At 73.9% G+C, this 20,701-nt stretch carries 20 protein-coding genes; 10 read left to right on the plus strand and 10 right to left on the minus strand.

From position 1 onward, the window contains the following. The first annotated feature begins 17 nt into the window (after positions 1-17). From ADJ73_RS03730 to ADJ73_RS03740, 3 genes are all read left to right on the plus strand, one after another. Positions 18-932, plus strand: coding sequence for an ABC transporter ATP-binding protein (locus tag ADJ73_RS03730; RefSeq protein ID WP_050347154.1), 915 nt, complete (start codon positions 18-20; stop codon positions 930-932). Then, positions 929-2,542 carry an ABC transporter permease gene (locus ADJ73_RS03735; protein ID WP_050347155.1) on the plus strand — a complete coding sequence of 538 codons (1,614 nt, stop codon included), beginning with the start codon at positions 929-931 and terminating at the stop codon, positions 2,540-2,542. The genes ADJ73_RS03730 and ADJ73_RS03735 overlap by 4 nt, the downstream gene beginning before the upstream one ends. Positions 2,543-2,722: 180 nt before the next feature. Beyond that, positions 2,723-3,256, plus strand: coding sequence for a TetR/AcrR family transcriptional regulator (locus ADJ73_RS03740; RefSeq protein ID WP_050347156.1), 534 nt, complete (start codon positions 2,723-2,725; stop codon positions 3,254-3,256). A 3-nt stretch (positions 3,257-3,259) separates the two neighbouring features. Here ADJ73_RS03740 and ADJ73_RS03745 read toward each other — a convergent pair whose 3' ends face one another. The 6 genes from ADJ73_RS03745 to ADJ73_RS03770 form a co-directional block, all read right to left on the minus strand. Next, a complete protein-coding gene (locus tag ADJ73_RS03745; protein WP_050347157.1) occupies positions 3,260-3,646 on the minus strand; it encodes a DoxX family protein in 387 nt (128 codons plus the stop codon). Between the two features lie 62 nt (positions 3,647-3,708). Further along, positions 3,709-4,350 (minus strand): CueP family metal-binding protein, encoded by a 642-nt coding sequence (locus ADJ73_RS03750; RefSeq protein WP_050347158.1) that lies wholly within the window; start codon positions 4,348-4,350, stop codon positions 3,709-3,711. Between the two features lie 104 nt (positions 4,351-4,454). After that, on the minus strand, positions 4,455-7,853 hold the full coding sequence (locus ADJ73_RS03755) for an MMPL family transporter (protein WP_050347159.1): 3,399 nt from the start codon (positions 7,851-7,853) through the stop codon (positions 4,455-4,457). Between the two features lie 27 nt (positions 7,854-7,880). Continuing rightward, complete coding sequence (locus ADJ73_RS03760) at positions 7,881-8,501, minus strand: TetR family transcriptional regulator (protein WP_050347160.1); 621 nt, start codon at positions 8,499-8,501, stop codon at positions 7,881-7,883. Positions 8,502-8,641: 140 nt separating this feature from the next. Next, positions 8,642-9,202: an NADPH-dependent FMN reductase gene (locus ADJ73_RS03765; protein ID WP_253272657.1), complete on the minus strand. Its 561-nt coding sequence runs from the start codon at positions 9,200-9,202 to the stop codon at positions 8,642-8,644. 111 nt (positions 9,203-9,313) lie between these two features. Continuing rightward, positions 9,314-10,615 carry a YbiU family protein gene (locus ADJ73_RS03770; RefSeq protein WP_050347161.1) on the minus strand — a complete coding sequence of 434 codons (1,302 nt, stop codon included), beginning with the start codon at positions 10,613-10,615 and terminating at the stop codon, positions 9,314-9,316. 110 nt (positions 10,616-10,725) lie between these two features. Between ADJ73_RS03770 and ADJ73_RS03775 the strand changes: the two genes are divergently transcribed. Further along, positions 10,726-11,865 (plus strand): ROK family transcriptional regulator, encoded by a 1,140-nt coding sequence (locus ADJ73_RS03775; protein WP_050347162.1) that lies wholly within the window; start codon positions 10,726-10,728, stop codon positions 11,863-11,865. A gap of 73 nt (positions 11,866-11,938) precedes the next feature. On the opposite strand, the gene ADJ73_RS03780 is transcribed toward ADJ73_RS03775, so the two are convergent. Beyond that, complete coding sequence (locus ADJ73_RS03780; RefSeq protein ID WP_050347163.1) at positions 11,939-13,423, minus strand: GGDEF domain-containing protein; 1,485 nt, start codon at positions 13,421-13,423, stop codon at positions 11,939-11,941. A 117-nt stretch (positions 13,424-13,540) separates the two neighbouring features. Here ADJ73_RS03780 and ADJ73_RS03785 point away from each other — a divergent pair, with 117 nt between their 5' ends. Together ADJ73_RS03785 and ADJ73_RS03790 are read left to right on the plus strand one after the other, a co-directional pair. Beyond that, positions 13,541-13,984 (plus strand): nuclear transport factor 2 family protein, encoded by a 444-nt coding sequence (locus ADJ73_RS03785; RefSeq protein ID WP_050347164.1) that lies wholly within the window; start codon positions 13,541-13,543, stop codon positions 13,982-13,984. A gap of 148 nt (positions 13,985-14,132) precedes the next feature. Then, entirely contained in the window at positions 14,133-14,759 is a 627-nt protein-coding gene (locus tag ADJ73_RS03790) for an NUDIX hydrolase (protein ID WP_050347165.1), read from the plus strand. On the opposite strand, the gene ADJ73_RS03795 is transcribed toward ADJ73_RS03790, so the two are convergent. Further along, the gene (locus ADJ73_RS03795; RefSeq protein WP_050347166.1) at positions 14,737-15,633 is read right to left on the minus strand and encodes a DMT family transporter; all 897 of its coding nucleotides are present in this window, start codon (positions 15,631-15,633) and stop codon (positions 14,737-14,739) included. The genes ADJ73_RS03790 and ADJ73_RS03795 overlap by 23 nt on opposite strands. Positions 15,634-15,658: 25 nt before the next feature. Continuing rightward, positions 15,659-15,850, minus strand: a complete 192-nt coding sequence (locus ADJ73_RS03800) for a hypothetical protein (RefSeq protein ID WP_156188098.1) — start codon at positions 15,848-15,850, stop codon at positions 15,659-15,661. 82 nt (positions 15,851-15,932) lie between these two features. On the opposite strand from ADJ73_RS03800, the gene ADJ73_RS03805 reads away from it, so the two are divergent. Beyond that, entirely contained in the window at positions 15,933-16,826 is an 894-nt protein-coding gene (locus ADJ73_RS03805; protein ID WP_050347168.1) for a LysR family transcriptional regulator, read from the plus strand. A gap of 39 nt (positions 16,827-16,865) precedes the next feature. Here ADJ73_RS03805 and ADJ73_RS03810 read toward each other — a convergent pair whose 3' ends face one another. Further along, the gene (locus tag ADJ73_RS03810; RefSeq protein WP_050347169.1) at positions 16,866-17,597 is read right to left on the minus strand and encodes a GAP family protein; all 732 of its coding nucleotides are present in this window, start codon (positions 17,595-17,597) and stop codon (positions 16,866-16,868) included. A gap of 118 nt (positions 17,598-17,715) precedes the next feature. Here ADJ73_RS03810 and ADJ73_RS03815 point away from each other — a divergent pair, with 118 nt between their 5' ends. The 3 genes from ADJ73_RS03815 (at position 17,716) to ADJ73_RS03825 (ending at position 20,631) form a co-directional block, all read left to right on the plus strand. Next, a complete protein-coding gene (locus ADJ73_RS03815; RefSeq protein ID WP_172669694.1) occupies positions 17,716-18,933 on the plus strand; it encodes a sensor histidine kinase in 1,218 nt (405 codons plus the stop codon). Continuing rightward, a complete protein-coding gene (locus ADJ73_RS03820; RefSeq protein ID WP_050347171.1) occupies positions 18,930-19,589 on the plus strand; it encodes a response regulator in 660 nt (219 codons plus the stop codon). The genes ADJ73_RS03815 and ADJ73_RS03820 overlap by 4 nt, the downstream gene beginning before the upstream one ends. A gap of 130 nt (positions 19,590-19,719) precedes the next feature. Next, entirely contained in the window at positions 19,720-20,631 is a 912-nt protein-coding gene (locus ADJ73_RS03825; RefSeq protein ID WP_050347172.1) for an alpha/beta hydrolase fold domain-containing protein, read from the plus strand. Positions 20,632-20,701: the final 70 nt, after the last annotated feature.

A 20,701-nucleotide genomic window follows, 5' to 3' on the forward strand; every position in this document is an offset into this window, starting at 1 on the left:
ACGCACGGAGAGCTGCCATGCCGATCGACCACGGCGCGCCCGAGGCCGCCATCGAGATCCGCGACCTGACCAAGAGGTTCGGCGCGACGACCGCGCTGGACCGCCTCACCATGACGGTCCGGCGCGGGGAGGTGCATGGATTCCTCGGACCCAACGGCGCCGGGAAGTCCACCACGATTCGGGTGCTGCTCGGCCTGCTGCGCCCGGACGCCGGGACCGCCCGGGTGCTCGACCTCGACCCGTGGGCCGACGCGCCACGGCTCCACCGACGGCTCGCCTACGTCCCCGGCGACGTCAGCCTGTGGCCCGGGCTGTCCGGAGGGGAGGCGATCGACCTGCTGGGCCGGGCCCGCGGCGGCCTGGACCCGCGGCGCAGGGCGGAGCTGCTGGAGCGCTTCGAGCTGGACCCGCGCAAGCGCTGCCGCACCTACTCCAAGGGCAACCGGCAGAAGGTCGCCCTCGTCGCCGCGCTTGCCTCCGACGTCGAGCTGCTGCTGCTCGACGAACCCACCAGCGGGCTGGACCCGCTCATGGAGCGCGTCTTCACCGACGAGATCCGCGACGAGCGACAGCGTGGCCGGACGGTCCTGCTGTCGAGCCACATCCTGTCCGAGGTCGAGGCGCTGTGCGACCACGTCAGCATCATCAAGGCCGGCAGCATCGTCGAGTCCGGCACCCTGGCCGACCTGCGCCACCTGACCCGGACCCAGGTCACCGCCGTGCTGGAGCACCCGGGGGCGCTCGACCTGTCGGCCCTGCCCGGGGTCCACGACCTCGCGGTCACCGGCGAGCGCGTCACCTGCCAGGTCGACGACCACGCCCTGGCGCCGCTGCTCACCGAGCTCAGCCGCCACGGGGTGCGCGCCCTGACCAGCACGCCGCCCACGCTGGAGGAGCTCTTCCTGCGTCACTACGAGGGGGAGCAGCGATGACGCGCGACGGCGCCCTCACCGGCACCGGCCTGCTGGCGCGGGCGCTGCTGCGCCGCACCCGGGTCTTCTGGACGATCTGGATCCTCGCGCTGGTCTCGGTCTTCCCCGCCACCGCCGCGGCCTACCGCACCACCGTCCCGACCGGCCCGGCCGGGGAGGAGATGGCCCGCACCCTCAGCGGCAACCCCACCATGCGCGCGATCCTCGGTCCGCCCTTCGACCTGCTCCACGTCGGGCCCTTCGTGATGTGGCGGGTCGGGACCTTCATGGTCACGCTGGCCGCGATCATGGCGGTCCTCGGGACCATCCGGGCCACGCGCGCCGAGGAGGAGGACGGCAGGCTGGAGCTGATCCGCTCGGGGGCCGTGGGCCGGCACGCCCCGCTCGCGGCCGCCGTCGTCGTCGGCCTGGGGGCCTGCGCGCTGCTCGGGCTGGTGGCCGGGGCATCCATGGCCGGACCGAGCGGGGACGCCCGCGGCTCGGTGGCGCTCGGCCTCGGCATCGCCCTCGGGGCGGCCGTCTGGGTGGGCGTCGCGGCGGTGGCCGCGCAGGTGGTCGAGTCGGCGCGCGGCGCCCGGGCCCTCGCGCTGGGGGCGGTGGGCGCGGCATACGGCCTGCGGGCGCTGGGAGACGGCTCCGAGCCGGCGGTGCCGGCCCTGCAGTGGCTCTCGCCGCTGGACTGGCCGGCCCTGGCGCGGCCGTATGCCGGGGAGCGCTGGCCCGTCCACCTGCTGCCGCTCGCCGTCACCGTGGTGCTGCTGGTTGCGGCGTTCGCGCTGGAGGCGCGACGGGACCACGGTGCGGGGCTGCGCGCGGCCCGGCTGGGACCGGCCGACGCCTCGCCGCGGCTGCGCGGCGCGGGGAGCCTCGCGTGGCGGCTGGACCGCACCTCCGTCGTGACGTGGTGCCTCGGCCTGCTGCTCTTCGCCTACGGCATGGGCACGCTCGCGGGCGGGCTCGGCGACCTGCTGCGCGACAACCCGGAGGTCGCCGAGCGGTTCCGGCGGATGGGCGCGGGGGCACAGGACCTGCAGGACGCGTTCTACGTCGCGATGACCGGGATCCTGGTGCCGATCGTGGCGCTGCTGGGGCTGCAGCTGGTGGGGGTGCTGCGGCGGGAGGAGGAGCGCGGCCACGCGGAGCAGCTGCTCGCGACCGCGACCTCTCGCACCCGCCTGCTGGCGAGCCACGTCGTGATCGCTGGCACGGTGGTCACGGTGGTGATGCTCGGCGTCGGGGTCGCCATGGCGCTGCCGCAGGTCCTCGCCGGCTCCGGGGCCGGGCTCGTGGGATCGCTGGTGGGCGGCACCGCCGCGCAGCTGCCGGGGATCCTGCTGGTCATCGCCCTCGCGACGGCGATCCACGGCTGGGCGCCGCGCCTGGGGGTGCTGGCCTGGGTCGTCGTCGGCTGGTCGCTCGCCATGTCCTGGCTCGGCGAGGTGATGGGCCTGCCCGAGTCGTTGGTCCGTATGACGCCCTTCGCCCGGCTCCCCCGGCTGCCGGCCGAGCCGCTGACCTGGGGCCCGATCCTGGTGACGCTGGCGGTCACGGTGGCGCTGCTGGCGCTGGGCCTCGTCGGCTACCGGCGGCGCGACATCACGCCGGGCTGAGCCGCGGCGTCCGGGTCCGTGGAATCGGGTCCGTGGGACCGCGTCCGTGGAGACTTGCCCGTGGGGCCGGGACGCACGAGGCCGGTCGGGCGGCTCCCCCTCTGCCGCCCGACCGGCCTGTCCGGACGGAAGTCCGTCCAACGCCCACGATACAACACCTGTTGTGGCCATAATCGAGCCATGTCCGACCGCCGTCACGAGGTCCTCGAGGCGGCCCTGCAGCTGCTCGCCGGGGGTGGGACCAAGGCGCTGACCCATCGGGCCATCGACCGCGAGCTGCGAATCCCGTTGGGCAGCACCGCCAACTACTACCCGACCCGGCGCGCCCTGGAGGAGGCCATCCTGGAGGAGCTGGAGCGTCGGGACGCCGTCGCCTACGCCCGGATCGACGGCGGGGCGGTGACCACCGAGCGGGGAGCGGCCGCCCGCCGTATGGCGAAGTTCATCCGGATGGTCGTGGAGGAGCCGCTCGCCGTGCCCACCCGAGCACGCCTCGCGCTCGGGGTGGGCGGGGTGGACACCCGGGCACGCCACGCGAGCCTCTTCCCCGGGTTGGTGACCCTGCTGCGCCGGATGGGAGTGGCTGAACCGGTCGAGGTGGCACGGGCCGTGTCCGCCTACCTCGACGGGCTGGCGCTGCACCACCTGACCCTCGGCGTCCCCCTCGACGAGGACGAGATCACCCGCACCCTCTCCCGGATGATCGACGCGTAGCGGCTAGTCGGACGCGGCCAGCAGCAGCCCACCGGTGATCGCGACGTTGGACATGAAGTGGTTGCGCTCGACGAAGGCGCGCCGCGGGTCGTCGATCGCCCAGAAGGCGTGCCCCACGACGTTGGTCGGTTGCAGCAGGGCGGCGAGCATCAGGGCGGTGCGGCGGGGCGCGATGCCCAGGCCGAGGGCGGCTCCACCGGCGACCATCAGCACGCCGTTGAGCCGGACCAGGTCGGCGGACTGCGGGAGCCCCTCGAGGCCGTAGCGCTGCGTGGCCTCGTCGACGAGCCCGACCAGGTGGGTCGGGTCGCCGGTGAGCTGGTTGAGCCCCCCTCCGACGAAGAGGGAACCGAGCAGCAGCCGGCCGACAGCCTTGAGGGGGTGGAACATCGGGATCCTCCTGGTCGTGGGAAGCGCTGCCACCACGCTACTGCGCAGACGCCCGGTCGACGTCAGGTGAGCTGCAGCGTCGCCACGCAGGTCGGCGCCTGAGGGCCGGTGGTGAAGGGGGCGGTGACCGCCTTGTCGGCATACGTGACGTGGATGGTCCCGCTGACGCCCCGCGGCAGCCAGAAACCCACGAAACCGTTGTCGTAGGTCCGCACCTGCTGGTCGACGAGCCGGCGACCGGACGAGTCGGTGATCGTGACCGCCATCGGCGCGTCCGCCAGCTCTCCCTGGCAGCCGGTCAGGTGGTGGTAGAAGCAGCTGTGCGTCCTGGAGACGTAGGGCGCCATCGACAGGTAGAACGAGTCGGCGGGGATGGGCAGGGTCGCCTTGGCGCCGCTGGAGTCCGTGAGCTGCAGCTCGCCCTGGCGCACCGAGCCCTGCAGGCCCCGGGCCTTGTCGTCCTGGGTGCGGTCCAGCTCGCTGACGACGGTCTTGACGTCCTTGCCGGCGAGGCCGTTGCGCTGCAGGAAGTCCGCGGTCGCGGACCCGCTCGCTTGGGCATCGGTGGGCGCCACAGACGCGGTCGCACCGGCGCTGGAGGGACCCGCCCCGCCGGCACTGTCCCCGCTGCCGCCGCTGCCTCCGCTGCAGGCGCCGACGGCGAGCAGACCGGCGAGGACGAGGGACGACGTGCGGCGCTTCATGGGGGGCTCCTGGCGGGGCGCGGATCGAGGGTGCTTGACCCGTCGAGGATCTCACCCGGGGTCAGGCGCCCCGCAGCCACCCCCCGGTCAGAGGAGCGCCCGCGTCACGCGTGCGGGTGGCCGTGGACCCGGTCGACCAGCTTGACACCCTCCACGTCGACGTCCGGCACGATCTTGTCGAGCCAGCGCGGCATCCACCAGGCCTTCTCGCCGAGCAGGTGCATGACGGCGGGGGTGAGCGTCATACGGATCAGGAAGGCGTCGATCAGCACCCCGAGCGCGAGCCCGAAACCGATCGGCCGGATCATGGTCAGCTCGGCGTGGATGAAGCCGGCGAAGACCGAGATCATGATGATCGCGGCGGCCGTCACCACCCGGGCCGCGTGGCTGAAGCCGGTGCGCACCGCCAGGCGGGCGTCCTGGCCGTGGACGTGGGCCTCGCGCATGCCCGACACGATGAACATCTGGTAGTCCATCGCCAGCCCGAAGAGCACCCCGATCAGCAGGATCGGCAGGAAGCTCAGCACCGGTGAGGGGTGGTGGACCCCGAAGAGCGCCCCGAGCGTCCCGTGCTGGTAGACGGCCACGACCCCGCCGAAGGCCGCCGCCAGCGACAGCAGGAAGCCTCCGGTGGCGATGAGCGGGACGACCACCGAGCGGAAGACCATCAGCAGCAGCACCAACGAGAGCCCGACCACGATGAGCAGGTAGAGCGGCAGCGCCTTGGCCAGCTGGTCGGAGATGTCGATGTTGGCGACGGTCTGCCCGGTGATCTGCACGTCCGCGCCGGTCTTGGCGGCGATGGCGGGGGCTTGGTCGCGGATCTGCTCCACGGTCCGGACGGTGCCCTCGTCGGCGGGGCCGTTGTCGGGCACGGCCTGGTAGGCGGCGGTGCGCCGGTCCTGGCTCAGCCCGATGGGCATGACGCGCACCAGCCCGGGCACGGTGGCCAGCTCCTCCGCGACCGCGAGCTGACGGTCCTTGGCCTGCGCGGCGTCCAGCCCCTCGGGCAGCGACGCGACCGCGATGATCGGGCCGTTGGCGCCGGGGCCGAACTTGTCGGCGATCGTGGTGTAGGCGCGGTTGGCGCTCGACCCGGGCGGCTCCGAGCCACCGTCGGGCAGCCCGAGACGCAGCCCGGCTGCGGGGACCGCCAGTATGCCGATCGCCACCAGGCCGGCGGCCAGGGCGACCCAGGGGTGGCGGGTGGCCATGGCGCCCCAGCCGCGGTCGCCGCGCTCGGGGTCGTGCGGGTGCTCCTCCTGGACGGAGCGGCCACGGGCGTCGAAGCCGTGGGCCAGCCACGCCCGGCGGGGCAGGATGCGGTGCCCCACCAGGGACAGCACGGCCGGCAGCAGGCTCAGGTTGATGAGTACGGCGGCGAGGACGGTGCCGGCGGCGGTGAAGCCCATGGCGGCGAGGAAGTCCATGCGGGTGACGGCGAGCGCCGCCAGCGCGATGAAGACGGTCATGCCGGCGAAGGTGACGGCGTTGCCGGCGGTGCCGGTCGCGAGCGCGATCGACTCGACCTTGCTCATGCCGGTCTTGAGCTGCTCCCGGTGCCGGTTGACGATGAAGAGCGCGTAGTCGATGCCGACCGCGATGCCGATCATCAGGCCCAGCGCGGGCGTCACGGAGTTGAGCGTCACGAAGTGGGTGACCGCCATGGTGACCCCGATGCCGAGCCCGACCCCGCCGAGGGCCATCAGCAGCGGCAGGCCGGCTGCCACGAGGGTGCCGAGCGTGACGAGCAGGACGACGGCGGCGACGGCGAGGCCGATGATCTCGCCGGGGCCCATGATGCTGGACACGTCGTCGGTGAGCTCCTTGCCGAAGGCGACCTGCACCCCGGCCTGCGCGAGCTGGTCCTTGACCGTCAGCACCTGCTGGCGGGTGGCCGGCGGCACCGACTGCATCTCGTCCTTGAAGGACACCTGCGACAGGGCGGCGGTCCCGTCGGTGCTGACGAAGCGCAGCCCCTCGGCGAGCGCCGTCTCCCGCTTGCCGAGCGCCAGGTCCTTGCGGGCCTGGGCGAGCTTGGCGCGGCCGTCGACGAGCTGCTGCTCGCTGGTCTTGATGCGGTCACGGGCTGCGATGAGCTGCTGCTCGCCGTCGCTGATGCGGATCTTGCCGGCCTCGGCCTGACGGCGCCCGTCGGCGAGCTTGGCCTCGTTGACGCGGATCTGCTCCTCGGCAGCGGCCATGGCGCGCTCGCCCCGGGCGAGCTTGGCCTCCGCGGCGTCGATCTGGCGCTGCCCACCGTTGACCTTCCGCTGGGCGGCGGACAGCTGGGCCTCCGAGCCCTGGATGGTCTCGGCCTTGGCGTCGAGGGTGCGCTGACCCTGGGCCAGCTCGGCGCGCTTGGCGTCGAGGGTGCGCTGGGCCTGGGCCAGCGCGGCGGTCTTGTCGTCGACCTGCTGGCGGCCGGCCTTCACCTGCGGCTCCTGGGCCGCGATGGCCTTGCGAGCCTCCTCGAGCTGGGGCTTCTGCTCGGCGATCCTCGCCTTGCCCCCGTCGATGGCCGCGGTGAGCTGGGCGATCTGGGCCTCGAGCTGGGTGCGGCGGTCGGCCGGGAGGGTGGGGTCGTTCAGGGCCTGCTGCAGCTGCGAGCGCTGCTGCTCCGCGGCGGCGACCTGCTGCTCGGCTGCGGCCAGGGCCGTCTCACCGGCGGCGAGCTTCTTCTTGGCGTCGGCGAGCTGGGCCTCCCCTGCCTTGACCTTCTGACGCGCCGCGTCCAGCTGCGCGTTGCCGCCGTCGATCTTGGCCTGCCCGGCGTCGAGCTTCGCCTTGCCGTCGTCGATCTTCGCCTGCGCGGCCGCGATCTGGCGCTTGCCCGCCTCGAGCTTGGCGCGTCCCTGCGCGACCTGCCGCTTGCCGGCGGCCAGGTCGGCCTTGCCGGACGCGAGCCGGCGGCGACCGGAGGCGAGCTCACCCTGGCCCTCGGCGACGCGACGCTTGCCGGCCTCGAGCTTGGCCTCGCCGTCGGCGAGCTGCTTGAGGGCCTGCGTGAGCTCGGACCGACCGTCCTCGAGCTTGGCCGTGTTGGCCGCGATCTTGCGCTTGCCGTCGTCGATCTGGGCCTGGCCCGAGTCGATCTTGGCGGCGTTGTCGGCGATCTGCTTCTCGCCGTCCGCGAGCTTGCGGCGGCCGTCGTCGAGCTGCCGCTGCGTGGCGAAGGGGTCGAGCGCCGTCCGAACCGCGGGCATGGCCTTCCAGGTGGTGACGGCCTGCGCGACCGCCGCCTCCTGCGCGGGCGTGAACCGACCCGAATCGGTCGTGAACACGACCGTGCCCGTGCCCCCGGCGGCGGCCGGCAGGTCGTGCTTGAGCTTCTCCAGGGTGCGCTGGAAGGGCGCGCCCTTGATGGTCATCTGGCTCGACAGCGGCTTGCTCAGGAGCCCGGCCGCGCCGGAGACGCCGCCGAGCAGCAGCAGCCAGATGATGACGACGGCCCATGGCCGGCGGGCCGAGAAGTGACCGAGTCGATAGAGCAGGGTTGCCATGGGTGTGAGCTCCAGCGCGTGGGAGGGTCAGCGGTCGTGGGGGCGCACGGTGGCGCCGGCGAAGCTCTCGGTCAGGTAGCCGAAGGCGTCGATGAGATAGCCCCGCAGGCTGCGGGCGGCGTCCGGGCCGGCCAGGTCGGATGACCCGGCGACCCAGGCGAGGACGGCGGAGCGGCCGGCCGCGACGACGCACGACGACAGCACCGCGAGGTGGAGGGCGGGGGTGCCCTCGGGGAGCCGGGCGGCGAGGGCGCGGGCGATGTCGCCCTCGGCCTCGTCCCAGGCGGCGCGCTCGACCCGCTCGGCCGAGATCTGGCCCTCGCACAGCATCACCACGCTCGCGAACCTTGCCAGCGTGCCCGGGTCGGCCGCGGTGAGCGCAGCGATGATGGAGTCGGTCAGCGGCTCCCCCGCGGGGCGCCGCTCGAACTCCTCGAGCGCGACGCACATGAAGTCGCCGGACGGGACCGCCAGCACCGCGTCGGTGGTGGGGAAGTAGTTGAAGAACGTGCGGCGCGAGACGCCGGCCCGCTGCGCGATCGCGTCCGCGGTGAGCGAGTCCACCCCGTCGACCCGGGCGATCTCGATCGCGGCGTCCGCCAGCGCGGCGCGGGTCTCGGCCTTGGCGAGGTCTCGTCGGGTCTGCACCCCTCGAGACTAGACTCCTTGCACCCAGTGCAGCAAATGCACAGGGTGCAAGGATCGTCCCAGGTCGAGCCGCAGCCGGCCCGTATGCCGTTCCCCCGGCTCGCGGGGTGACGGCATACGGGCCGGGCGACTCGTCCGACTCAGCCGCGCAGGGCGGAGGTCAGGCGCACCAGCTGGTCGAGCAGGGTGCGGAGCTCGCCGGGGCGGCGGTCCAGCGGCGTGAAGCCCTCGTCGCCGAAGTCGGTGAAGAGCCCCAGCGCGACCTGCCCGCGCACGTCGACCATCTGGAAGTTGGCGACGATCGTGCGCCAGTGCTCGACCGCGCGCACCCCGCCGTCGGCGCCGTAGGACACGAAACCGACGGTCTTGCCGATCCACTCGGGGCCGATGCTGTCGAAGGCGTTCTTGAAGGCGCCGGGGACGGAGTGGTTGTACTCCGGGGTCACGAAGATGAACCCGTCGTAGCCGTCGATCGCCGCGCTCCACCGGGTGACGCGCTCGTCGTCGTACTCCCGGTTGGCGGCGCCGGGGACGGTCGCGGAGGTGAGCACGAGCAGGTCGAACTCCCGCAGGTCGACGAGGTCGACGTCGGCGCCGCCGTGCTCGCGGGCTCCCTCGAGCACCCACTGCGCGACCTGCGAGCCCTTGCGACCCTCCCGGACCGAGCCGATGATGATGCCGATCTTCACGCGTGCCTCCATGTGTGCGTCCTGAGCCAGGTCATCGGTTGAACGGTCAACATGCTAGTCGCCGACGGCCGACCACCCGTCCGGGCGCTCACCAGCACAGCCCGCGCGGCGCCTGGGCGGCCGTCACTCCAGCCCGAAGCCGCGGCGCCCGATCTCGGTGAGCTGCTCGGGGCGGTAGCGGTCCGGCCAGGCGGCCTCGTAGTCCTCCTCGGGGAAGTCCGGTGCGCTGCGGCCGGACTCGAAGGCGGCGTAGGCGCGCGCCGCGAAGGCCTCGTTCTTGGCGCACCAGGGCGCGGCGGGGATGTACATCACGTTGCCCCAGCCCTGCTGGTCCTCGACGGGGGCGACGCCGTGGATCATGTCGCAGTGCCACCACACGGTGTCGCCGGGCTCGACGTCCGGGATCGAGGCGGTGGCCTGCAGCAGCAGCTTGTGGTGCTGCTCGGTGGCCGGGAAGACGCTGTTGGGGCGCACCCCGCAAAGGTCGTCGGCGGCGATGTCCTCGAGCAGCGGCCGCAGCATCAGGTAGCCCATGGCCCGCGGGATCGGCACGACGTGCAGCACCCCCTGGTCGTGCTGCATCTGCGACAGCGCGGTCCAGCCCTGGAAGGTGCGGAAGACCGAGCACATCGTGGACCCGGCGTACTGCGCCGCCTCGGTGCGGTAGGACGCGTCCCACGGGTCGTAGGCCAGCACGTCCCCGTCCCACAGGTGCCGGAAGTGGCGCTGGTAGCCCTGCGTCATCCACAGGTCGAGGGTGCCGGGGTCGAGGTGCGTGCCGAGACCGCGGGAGCTGGCGCCCGGGGGGCGTCGCCGGATGCGGTCGGGGTAGAGCGTGTCCCGGTCGGGGTCGAACCACCGGTGCCCGTCGGTCTCGCTGGTCCAGAAGGAGTTGAGGAAGGCCTGCACCGCGGCCATGCGCGGGCTCTGGCGCGCCTCCATCTGGGCCGAGGACCAGTAGATCGGGTAGATCTCGGGCTTGGAGCCGACGGAGCCGAAGAAGTCGTCGCCGGGCCCGCGGTAGCTCTCGAAGAAGGCGTTGCGGGTCGTGTAGTCGACGATGTCGCGGTCCCACTGCTCCGCCTGGGCGCGGGGGAAGGTGCCGCGGACCACCGCGCACCCCCGCCGGGCGATCCTGGCGCGCAGCTCCGGGGAGACGGTGCCTGCCTCGATGTCGGCGAAGTCGACCACGGGCCAAGGGTTCTCGCCCCGTGCCAGCTCGGCGACGACCTCCTCGACCTCCCGGGCGATCTCGCGCTCCAGGGTCTCGAAGACCTCCTGGGCGCTGGTGCCGGCCGCGGCGAGCCGGGCCTTGATGGCCGCCTTGACCTCGCGGGTGGCGGCGACGTGGTCGTCGGGCAGGGTCTCCCAGTGGGGCAGGTCCGGCAGCTGGTCGGCCGCGGCGGGGGTCGCCGTCGTGGTCATCGTCATCACCTCGAGGGGGTCGGAGGAGTTTGGAAGGAGCCTTAACTACCTCCAGCGTGACATGCGTCGTGCTAGTTTGCAAGGGCTCCTAACAAACCCGTGGAGGCCGTATGCCGCACCGCCCGACTCCCCCGTCGCTGGACCTCGTCCGGGGAGCCACCGACCAGCTGGTGGTCGATGCCCTGCTGGAGGCGGAGTCGCTGACCCGCCCCCAGCTGTCCCAGCTGACCGGCGTCTCCAAGCCCACGATCTCCGAGAGCGTCCGCCGGCTGGCGCGGGCGGGTCTGGTGGAGGAGGCCGGCAAGGCGACGGGCAGCCCGGGCCGGGCGGGAGCCGTCTACCGGCTGGCGGCGCGGACCGGGTGGGGCATCGCGCTGCACGTCGCCCCCGGCGAGGCGGCCGTGGCCGAGGTCGACCCCGCGGGGTCGGTGCTGTGGTCGGCCCGGCAGCCGCTGCCCATGACCGTCACGCCGGCCGAGCTGGAGCGGGGCGTGCGGCTGCTGGGCCGGCTCGCCCGTCGGCGCCGCCCGGAGGCGCCCTCGGTGGTGGTCGCCTCCGTGGCCGACCCGGTCGACGCGACCGGGCGCACGGTGGACCTCGCGGGCACGCCGTTCGTGCGCGGGAGCGCCGACCTGCGGGAGGCGCTGACCGGCGCCGCCGAGCGCGTCGTCGTCGGCAACGACGTCAACTGGGCCGCCCTGGCGGAGCGGCACGACGGGGCGGCGACCGACCTGTCCACCTTCGTCTACTGCTACCTCGGGGCGGGGCTGGGCGCGGCCGTGGTGGAGGACGGCCAGGTGCGGGTCGGGGCCAACGGCCTGGCCGGGGAGCTGGCCTTCCTGCCGACGGTGGGCCCGGAGGGCCGGGCGATGCGGCTGCTTGACGTCTTCGTGTCGCTGGGGCTGGTGCTGGAGGGCACCACGGTGATCGACGGCGAGGCGGTCCGTCGCTACTTCGCGACGCAGCTGCCGCCGGCTCCGCTGGTGACGGCGATCGGCGCGGCCCTGGGCGGGGTGGCGGCCCTGCTCGGGACGACGACGTTCCTGGTCGGGGGCCCCTGGGCGCAGGCCCCCGGGCTCGCCGACCGCCTGGCGGCGGTGGCGGGGCGGCACGCGCCCGCACCCGTCACCCTGCGGCCCGCGGCCCACCAGGCCGACGCCCCGCTGCGGGGCGCCCAGGTGGAGGCGGCCCGCCAGCTGCGGGCAGCGCTGCACCGGACGCTGGCCGGCCCGCTGCCCGAGACGCCCTGACCCCAGGGAACCGCTTCGTCGGCCAGCCCTACCCGGGCCGCACGACGCCGGCGAGGGGGCGGCATACGGGCTGTCAGGCGGTGATCATGGTGCGGGCGCGCCCTGCCGCCTTGGCGGCGTAGAGGCTGGCGTCCGCGCGGCCGACCAGCGCCACCGCGTCGTCGTCCGGGCGCAGGGTCGCGAGGCCGGCGGAGAAGGTCTGCTCGCGCGGCGTGACCTCGTGCAGACGCCCCATCAGCTCCTCGGCCTGCTCGCCGGCCAGCGCGGGGAGCACGACCACGAACTCCTCGCCGCCGAAGCGGTAGATCTCACCGGCACCCTCGAGCTCCGTCGACCAGGCCAGGGCGGCGGCCCGCAGCAGCCGGTCACCCTGCTGGTGCCCGTAGGTGTCGTTGTACCTCTTGAAGTGGTCCAGGTCGAGCAGGGCCAGGCTGAGGGGCTCGGCGGAGCGTCGGGCGCTGGTGATCGCGGCCTCGAGGATCCGGTCGCCCGCACGACGGTTGGGCAGCTGGGTGAGCTCGTCGGTGCGGGCGGTGGCCGCGAGCTGCTCGGCCTGCCGCTCGATGCGACGCAGCAGCATCAGCACCCGCCAGGAGGCGAGCACCACGGACGTCCCGGTCACCGCGACGAGCGCCGGGAAGGTCGCCGGGTGCAGCGCCGTGGCGCGCGCGGGCCAGGGCAGGGCGAGCACGAGGGGCGGCGCGACCAGCGCGAGCAGCACCAGCACGATGCTGACCGAGGAGGTGCGCGAGCTGGTCTCCCGGACCGTCCGGCCGGAGAGCATCGCCGCCATGGCGGCGAAGGCGAACTGCAGCATCCACAGCGCCGGGACCCACGGCGGCAGCGACTCCGCCTGGCCGCTGATGTAGAGCCCGAACCCGAGGTCGCCGGCCAGCGCGGCGACGCTCATCGCGACGAGCGCCCGCGAGGACAGGGCGTGCGAGGCTCGTGAGCTCATGAGCGCCGAGGCCGCCACGAGGAGCAGGGCGTCCCCGGCCGGGGAGACGCTGGCCAGGAGCAGCCCGACCCGGACGGCGCCCGGGGCCACCGCCATCTCCTGGCCGACGACGATCCACCACATCATGGCCACGCTGAGGCTGATGATCACCGAGTCCAGCGCCACCGAGGCGCCAAGGGCGAAGCCGTCGCGCCGCGCGAGCCGGACCGCGCCGATCCCCATGAGGACGAACGCGCCCATCGACATGACACCGCTGCCGAGCCAGTCCCTGACGACCTGGTCGCCGGTGGTGCGCACCGCCACGGAGACGTCGGCCACCGCCCAGAGGGCGATCGCCGCGAACATCGTCAGCCAGTCGGAGCGGAAGCCGCGGCGCGACGTCAGCGCCCCCACGGCGAAGGCGAGGACCGACAGGACCCGGCTGGCCACGAAGCAGGCGCTGCGCGCCCCGTCCTGGTGGATCCAGAAGAGGCCCTGCGCCGCGGCCGTGGCCAGCACGAATGCCACGAAGACGGCGGGCATCCACCGCGGGGTCCACGTCGAGGCCGGGCGCGCCCGATCGGCACGCACGGCTCCGGAGGTCAGCTGGCCGGACGGCACGCCACCACTCTACGTAACAATTTCGACGCTGATGTTACTTTCTGTGATCTGTTCCGACCGGTGATCAGCGCCCCTCCGGCCGTAGCCCGCCGCGGCGTCCCGTGACAGGCTGAGGACATGACCGCGCCCCGTCAGCCCGTACCGCCCTTCACCCGCGAGACCGCCCTGGCCAAGGTGCAGGCCGCCGAGGACGCCTGGAACACCCGCGACCCCGAGCGGGTGGCCGGCGCCTACACCCTCGACACCGTATGGCGCAACCGCGACGAGCACCTGCTCGGCCGCGACGAGGTCATCGCCTTCCTGACACGCAAGTGGGAGCGCGAGCAGGACTACCGGCTGCGCAAGAACCTCTGGGCGTTCGGTGACGACCGGATCGCGGTGCGCTTCCAGTACGAGTGGCACGACGCCGACGGGCAGTGGTGGCGCTCCTACGGCAACGAGCTGTGGGAGTTCGACGAGCTGGGCTACATGCGGCGGCGCGAGGCGTCGATCAACGACACCCGCATCGACGAGAGCGACCGGCATGTGACGCCGGGCGAGGGCGACCTCCCCACCTGGTGAGCCGCGCCGGGATCGGGGAACCACGGTGGCGGCATAGCACTCTGCGCTCCCCGATGGGGCCGACCGCCACCCGGCGCCCGGGCCGCAACCCCCCGCGCGGGTCCGGCCGGGTGAGACGCTGCCCACCCGCGACCCCCGAGGAGGCACCGTGACCCGCGACGACTGGCAGCGCACGTCCCCGCCCAGCGAGCAGCTCGGCTGGGACACCCTGTGGGCGGACGAGCGCCACGGGGGCTGGCAGGTCGAGGCCGCCACGCGCGAGACCGACGGCTGGACGCGCACCAACCTGCGCCTGCAGCTCGGCGACGAGGACCGTCGCCTCACGGGCGCGGCCTGCGTGTGCGTCCGCCGCGACGGTGACGCGCCGCGCGTCCTGCTCGTCGACCAGCAGCGGCCCGCGCCGGGGGTGCGGCTGTGGGAGATCCCGCGCGGCATGGTCGACCCGGACGACGCCACCCCCGCGCAGGCGGCGCTGCGCGAGCTGGGCGAGGAGACGGGCCTGGTCGCCGAGCTCGAGGCGGAGCTGGGCGAGATCTACCCGGACACAGGGGTGTTCGCGGGGTCGGTGGCCGTGGTCCTGGCGGGGTTCGTGCGCGAGGGGGGCGGCTCGGACGACGCGGAGCCCGAGGTCGAGGCGACGCGGTGGTTCACGCGGGCCCAGGTCCGCGAGCTGATTGCCACGGGCCGGCTGCGGGACGGCATCAGCCTCGGGGCCCTCGCCCTCGCGGACGTATGGCGCGAGGCCGCCGCCGTCAGCGCCGCACCATCCGCGTGATCGCCACGCCGAGCAGGCACAGCGCGCCACCCAGCAGCATCACGGGCGTCGGCGCCTCCCCCAGCAGCAGCCAGGACAGCACGATGGCGATCGCGGGGACGACATACGTGGTCGCCGAGGTGCGCCCGGCGGACGTGCGCATCAGCACGTAGGCCCAGGTCGTGAACGCGAACGCCGTCGGCAGCACGCCCATGTAGACGATGGCCAGCGTCGCGCCGAGCGGTGCCGTGGCGAGGTCGTGCACCAGCCGCCCCGACCAGGGCAGCAGCGCCACGGCGCCGGCGGTCGCGCCGAGCCAGGTCAGGGTGGCGGAGTCGACGGTGCGGAGCAGGTGCTTCTGCAGCAGCGTGGCGCCGGCGTAGAGCACCGCGGCCGCGAGCGCCAGCAGCAGCCCCGCGATCGCGAGCTGCCCGTGCGAGGACTGCATGCCGATCAGCACGACGCCGAGGAAGGACACCGGCGCGCCGATCACGAGCCCTCGCGGAAACCCCTCGCCGAGGAACAGGCCCCCGAAGACCACCACCATCAGCGGCGCGAGGTTGACGACCATCGCGGCGGTCCCGGCGTCCACGGTCTGCTCCGCCACGTTGAGCGCGAGCAGGTAGAGGCAGAACCACCCGACGCCCCACCCGACCAGCAGCGGCACGGATCGCCTCGGTGGCCACCGGATCCCGGAACGAGCGGCGATGAGACCCAGCACGACGGCGCCGACGAGCATGCGCAGCAAGGCCATCGACCCGGCGTCGTAGTGCGGTCCGGCATACCGGATCACGATGAACGACGACGCCCACAGGACGACGGTCGCCGCCGCGGCGAGCAGGACCCGCGGCTCGTTGGCCTGGTCGGGCGTGGCCCGGGTGGTCTGTGTGGTCACGGTCAGATCATCTCCCTCGGATCGGTCACGGCCGGCACGCAGTCAACGGTGGACCGTCGACGGTTCGCTGACCGCCGCACCGTGGCCGCGCCGCGGCGGTGCTGTCGAGGGGGTGGTCGTCGCGTGGAGGGGCCGTCGAGGCACGCAGGACGTCGAGCTCCTGCTGGACGCGGGCGCGGTCCCGGTCGTCGGGGTAGCGGTTGGTGAAGGTGTTCATGTCCTCCACGGTCACCCCACCCAAGCATTAGCACAAGCGAATGTTCCTTCACGACCGTGCAGCATCGCTGTATGATCTGGCCATGGTCGACGTCAACCGCCTCCGGGTCTTCCGCGCCGTCGTCGCGAGCGGTTCGGTCAACGCCGCGGCGCAGCACCTCGGCTACACGCCGTCGGCGGTCAGCCAGCACCTGGCGGCGCTGCAGCGCGAGACCCGGCTGACCCTGGTCGAGCGCAGCGGCCGCGGCATCGCCCCGACCCCAGCCGGCCTCGAGCTCGCCTCGCGCAGCGACGATCTCATCGGCAGCCTGACCCGCCTCGACGGGGTCATCGACGACCTGCGGCAGGGCCGCACCGACTCCCTCACCGTCTCCTCCTTCGCCTCGGCCGCCGAGGAGTGGCTGCCGGGCGTCGCGGCGGAGGTGCTGCGCGAGTTCCCCCACGTGCAGTTCACCTTCCGGCTCAACGAGGTCGATGCCGCGGAGGTCGTCTCGGCGGACATCGACATCCGCAGCGAGGTCGTGCACGAGCCCCCGACGCGGCTCGCCGGCTACGAGCGCCACGTCCTGGCGACCGAGCCCTACGTCGTGGTGCTGCCGCGCGACCACGCCCTGGCCCGGCAGGACCAGGTCCGGTTCAGCGAGCTGGGCGACGTCCCGTGGATCGACAACGACCCCGGCGACACGGCCTGCGGCCGGACCGTCCGGATGGCGGCCAGCTCGTCCGGCATCCGCCCCCGTTACGTGGCGTATGCCGGAGACCACCACGGCGCCATCGCCTTCGCCGCCGCCGGGATCGGGGTGGCCGTCATGTCGCAGCTGGCCGCCGCGCGGCTGCCGGAGGGGGCGGTGGCGCGGCCGCTCGCGGACCCCTCGCCGGAGCGCCGGATCGTGGCGTTCGTGCACGAGCCGGCGCTGCTCCAGCCGGTCGCCCGCCGCGTGGTCGACCTCCTCGTCGCCCACAGCGCGCCGCGCTGAGATCGGGCGCCGCGGCCCGGCGTCGACGGGGCGCCACCCTCAGGCCCACGGGACCCAGCCCGGCGCGGGCATGCCGCCGAAGGCGTCGCGCACCACCACCACCCCGAGGATGGCCAGGACCCACGCCACCGTCTCCCCGCTCTGCCGCTCCATCCACCCCGCGAGCCGCTGCAGCAGCCCGTGGACCCGCGTCCCCAGACCGAGACGCAGCAGGAGCAGCCCCAGCGCCGGGGCGACCATCACCAGGCAGTAGCCGAGCAGCACCCCGGCCCGTCCGACGCCGTCCAGCGGCGTGGTCGTGAGCATCCCGATCGCGGCGAGGTAGGGCAGCATCGACGCCGCCTCGATGGTGCCGGCGGCCACCGCCAGACCGACGAGCGCGCCGACGCCGCGGGCGGACTCGTCGACCCCCATGGCGCGCGCCCGCCACCGGGTCACCCGTGCCGGGGCACCATCGGTGTCCTTGCCGCGGCGGGTGGGCATCACGCACCCCACGACGAAGAGCGCCACCCCGCAGGCGATCTGGACGCGACGCCCGGTCGTCGTGTCCAGCCACCGAGCCACGTCGTCCAGCACGGTGACCACCCCGGCGCTGAGCAGCATCCCGAGGACCCAGTAGAAGACCGCGATGGTCGCGAGGAAGATCAGCACCCGCGAGGGCCGGATCCGTCCGGGCGTGAGCAGGAACCACAGGGGGATCAGCAGGGTGCCGAAGCTCGTGGCGTCCACCAGCGCCAGCACGGTCAGCGTCCCCAGGAGTGCGAGTGTCATGCCTCGACCCTCGCCCGGGAGGCGGCCCCGCCGCGTCCTCCGCACGGTGCATCCTCACCGGCTCGGCATACCTCCAAGGGTGTATGTCGACGCCCGCCTCGCGTGCTCCAATGGCGAGGTGAGCCACGCCCCCGCCGAGCGCCGGCACCGCGACCTCGACGTCCGCGGTCCGCTGCTGATGGCCGCCGTGGGGGCGGTGCTCATCCAGATCGACCTCGTCGACATCTGGAGCAACGCCTGGCGCGGCCCCGGCAACCGGTGGTGGCACGCGGCGCCGCTGCTCCTCCTGTGCCTGCTGATGGCCTGGCGCCGACGCCGGCCGCTCACCTGCCTGGCGCTCGGGATGCTGGTCTTCCTGGCGGAGAGCGCCCTGGGCGGCAGCGTGGGGTCGCTGCTGGTCGTCATCGAGATCGTCTATGCCGCAGGGCTGCACGGTCGCGGGCGGCTCGCCGACCGGCTCGACGCGGTGGTGGCCGCGGCGGTGGTGCTGGCGGGCCTCGGGGTGTGGTGGAGCACCGCGGACCTGCGCGCCGGGGTGCTGGCGGCGCTGACGGCGTTCGGCGTCTTCGGCACCTCCTACTGGTGGGGGTCGTCGACGCGGCGGCAGGTCGAGCTCACCGAGGCCGAGCGTCAGCGGGCGCTGGACCTGGCGCACCTGGCCGAGCTGCGGGAGGCGGAGGCGCGGCGCTCCGAGCGGGAGCAGATGGCCCGGGACCTGCACGACGCGCTCTCGGGGAGCCTGTCGGCCATCGCGATCCACGCCGAGGCGGGGCTGCAGCACGAGTCCGCCCAGCGGGAGGCGCTCCAGGTGGTCCGCGCCACCTCGCGGGAGGCCATGGGCGAGCTGCAGACCATGCTCGGGCTGCTGCGGCCCGACGTGCACCCGACCGTCTCCCCCGGCCTCGGCGACCTCACCACGGTCATCGAGCAGGCCCGCGCCCGCGGCGTCACGGTGCACGCCGACGTCTCCCCCGACCCCGTGCCTCGCCTGCCGTCGGCGGTGAGCCAGGGGCTGCACCGGGTGCTCCAGGAGGCGCTGCACAACGTCGGCCGCCACTCGCCCTCGCGCAGCGCCGACCTGCGCCTGCACGTCACGGACCGGGTGGACCTGCAGGTCAGGTCGGATGGCGAGGCCGCACGGCCACCCGGCGGCGCCGGCTCGACGGGCCTCGGCCTGGGCACCATGCAGGAGCGGGTGACCGCCCTCGGTGGCCGGTTCGACGCCGGGCCGGACGGTGACGGGTGGAGCGTGCGGGCCGTCATACCGCTGGAGCCGGAGGCGGCTGAGCCGACCGCTGAGCCGACCGCTGAGCCGACCGGGAGAAGCGACCGATGATCACCGTCCTGCTCGTCGACGACCACGCGACCGTCCGGTCCGGGCTGCGGCTGCTGCTGTCCGCGCACCCGGACCTCGAGGTGGTCGGCGAGGCCGGCGACGGCGCCGTCGGGGTGCGGCAGGCGCGGGCGCTGCGGCCGGACGTCACCCTCATGGACGTGCGGATGCCGGGCCTCGACGGGATCGCCGCGACCCGGGAGATCGTCGAGGGCGGCTGGTCGAGGGTTCTGGTGCTGACGAGCTTCGAGGTGGACGAGTACGTCGCGGGGGCGCTGCGGGCCGGGGCGGACGGCTACCTGCTCAAGACGATCGACGCGGGCCCGCTGGCCGACGCGATCCGGCGCGTCGCGGGAGGCGAGGCGGTGCTGGCGCCGGAGGTGACGCGGCAGGTGATCGCGGGGTACGCCTCGGCGACCCCTGCGACGCCCGAGACCTCGCCCGCGGCCGGGCGGGTCGCCGCCATCGGCGCGCTCACGGCGCGCGAGCGCGACGTGCTGGTCACCCTCGGCCGGGGCCTGTCCAACGCGGACATCGCTGCGTCACTGGGCATCTCGGAGCTCACCGCCAAGACGCACGTGTCGCGGGTGCTGGGCAAGCTGGGCTGCACCTCCCGGGTGCAGGCGGCGCTCATCGCGCACGAGGCCGGGTTGTCGTGACGTCGTCCTGACGCCGCGCTGCCGAGCCGCCCGCGGCGTCAGCGGCCTGCCACAGCAGCAGGTGGCGTCGTCGCTGCTGGACGGCGTCGAACGCCTCGCCCCCTGAGCCGCCTCGGCATACGGTGAATCCGTGTCCTCGTTGATGTCTCGCGCCGTCCTGCCGCTGCTCCTGCGGGCGACCCGCGCCAACCGGCCCTTCCTCACCGAGCGTGGCGCCCGCCAGCAGCTGGCCGAGCGGACCACCCGGCCGCGGGCCTACGGCCCACCCCGGTTGCTGCGCAAGGACGTCCGCATCGACGTCGAGCGCGTCGGCGGCTGGCCGGTCTACACGGTCCGGCCCCGGTCGGGCGAGCCGCGCGGCGGCGTCGTCTACGCCCACGGGGGCGGGTGGTATGCCGAGATCGCCCGCCAGCACTGGGAGCTCACCGCCCAGATCGCCGCGCAGGCTGGGGTGGCGGTGACCGTGCCGATCTACCCGCTGGTGCCCTACGGGACCGCGGCGCAGGTGGTGCCGGCTTTCGCCGACCTGGTGCTGCGCAGCGAGCAGCGCTGGGGCACAACGGTCCTCGCCGGTGACTCGGCCGGCGGCCAGATCGCGCTGTCGACGGCGATCCTGCTGCGGGACAGGGACGCTCGCACCCTCCCCCGCACCCTGCTCATCGCCCCGGCGCTCGACCTGTCGCTGAGCAACCCCGAGATCGACAAGGTCCAGCCCCACGACCCGTGGCTGGGTCGCGAGGGCACGCGGGTCTTCATCGACCTGTGGCGCGCGGGGCTGCCGCTGGACGACCCGCTGGTCAGCCCGCTCGCGGCGGACCTGACCGGCATCGGCCCCATCAGCCTGTATGCCGGCACCCACGACATCCTGTGGCCCGACGCCCGGGTGCTCGTGGCCCGGGCCCGGGCGGCCGGCGTCGAGGTGGACTACCACGAGCAGGCGGGGCTGGTGCACGTCTACCCCCTCACGCCGACCCCCGAGGGGCACACAGCGCGCGACTCGATCGTGTCCACCCTGGCTCAGGCGGTCGCGACCGGCGCCTAGCCGTAACCGGCCGGGCGCCGTCTCCCGCGCTGCTCAGGGCAGCGCTGCCCTCGGCAGCATCGAGCCCGCG

Origin of the sequence: Arsenicicoccus sp. oral taxon 190 (genome assembly GCF_001189535.1) — a bacterium.
Lineage (GTDB): Bacteria > Actinomycetota > Actinomycetes > Actinomycetales > Dermatophilaceae > Arsenicicoccus.

Coding starts and splice junctions, on each gene's coding strand:
- ADJ73_RS03730 (WP_050347154.1), top strand. CDS start 18: ATGCCGATCGACCACGGCGCGCCCGAGGCCGCCATCGAGATCCGCGAC.
- ADJ73_RS03735 (WP_050347155.1), top strand. CDS start 929: ATGACGCGCGACGGCGCCCTCACCGGCACCGGCCTGCTGGCGCGGGCG.
- ADJ73_RS03740 (WP_050347156.1), top strand. CDS start 2,723: ATGTCCGACCGCCGTCACGAGGTCCTCGAGGCGGCCCTGCAGCTGCTC.
- ADJ73_RS03745 (WP_050347157.1), bottom strand. CDS start 3,646: ATGTTCCACCCCCTCAAGGCTGTCGGCCGGCTGCTGCTCGGTTCCCTC.
- ADJ73_RS03750 (WP_050347158.1), bottom strand. CDS start 4,350: ATGAAGCGCCGCACGTCGTCCCTCGTCCTCGCCGGTCTGCTCGCCGTC.
- ADJ73_RS03755 (WP_050347159.1), bottom strand. CDS start 7,853: ATGGCAACCCTGCTCTATCGACTCGGTCACTTCTCGGCCCGCCGGCCA.
- ADJ73_RS03765 (WP_253272657.1), bottom strand. CDS start 9,202: ATGGAGGCACGCGTGAAGATCGGCATCATCATCGGCTCGGTCCGGGAG.
- ADJ73_RS03770 (WP_050347161.1), bottom strand. CDS start 10,615: ATGACCACGACGGCGACCCCCGCCGCGGCCGACCAGCTGCCGGACCTG.
- ADJ73_RS03775 (WP_050347162.1), top strand. CDS start 10,726: ATGCCGCACCGCCCGACTCCCCCGTCGCTGGACCTCGTCCGGGGAGCC.
- ADJ73_RS03785 (WP_050347164.1), top strand. CDS start 13,541: ATGACCGCGCCCCGTCAGCCCGTACCGCCCTTCACCCGCGAGACCGCC.
- ADJ73_RS03800 (WP_156188098.1), bottom strand. CDS start 15,850: ATGAACACCTTCACCAACCGCTACCCCGACGACCGGGACCGCGCCCGC.
- ADJ73_RS03805 (WP_050347168.1), top strand. CDS start 15,933: ATGGTCGACGTCAACCGCCTCCGGGTCTTCCGCGCCGTCGTCGCGAGC.
- ADJ73_RS03810 (WP_050347169.1), bottom strand. CDS start 17,597: ATGACACTCGCACTCCTGGGGACGCTGACCGTGCTGGCGCTGGTGGAC.
- ADJ73_RS03820 (WP_050347171.1), top strand. CDS start 18,930: ATGATCACCGTCCTGCTCGTCGACGACCACGCGACCGTCCGGTCCGGG.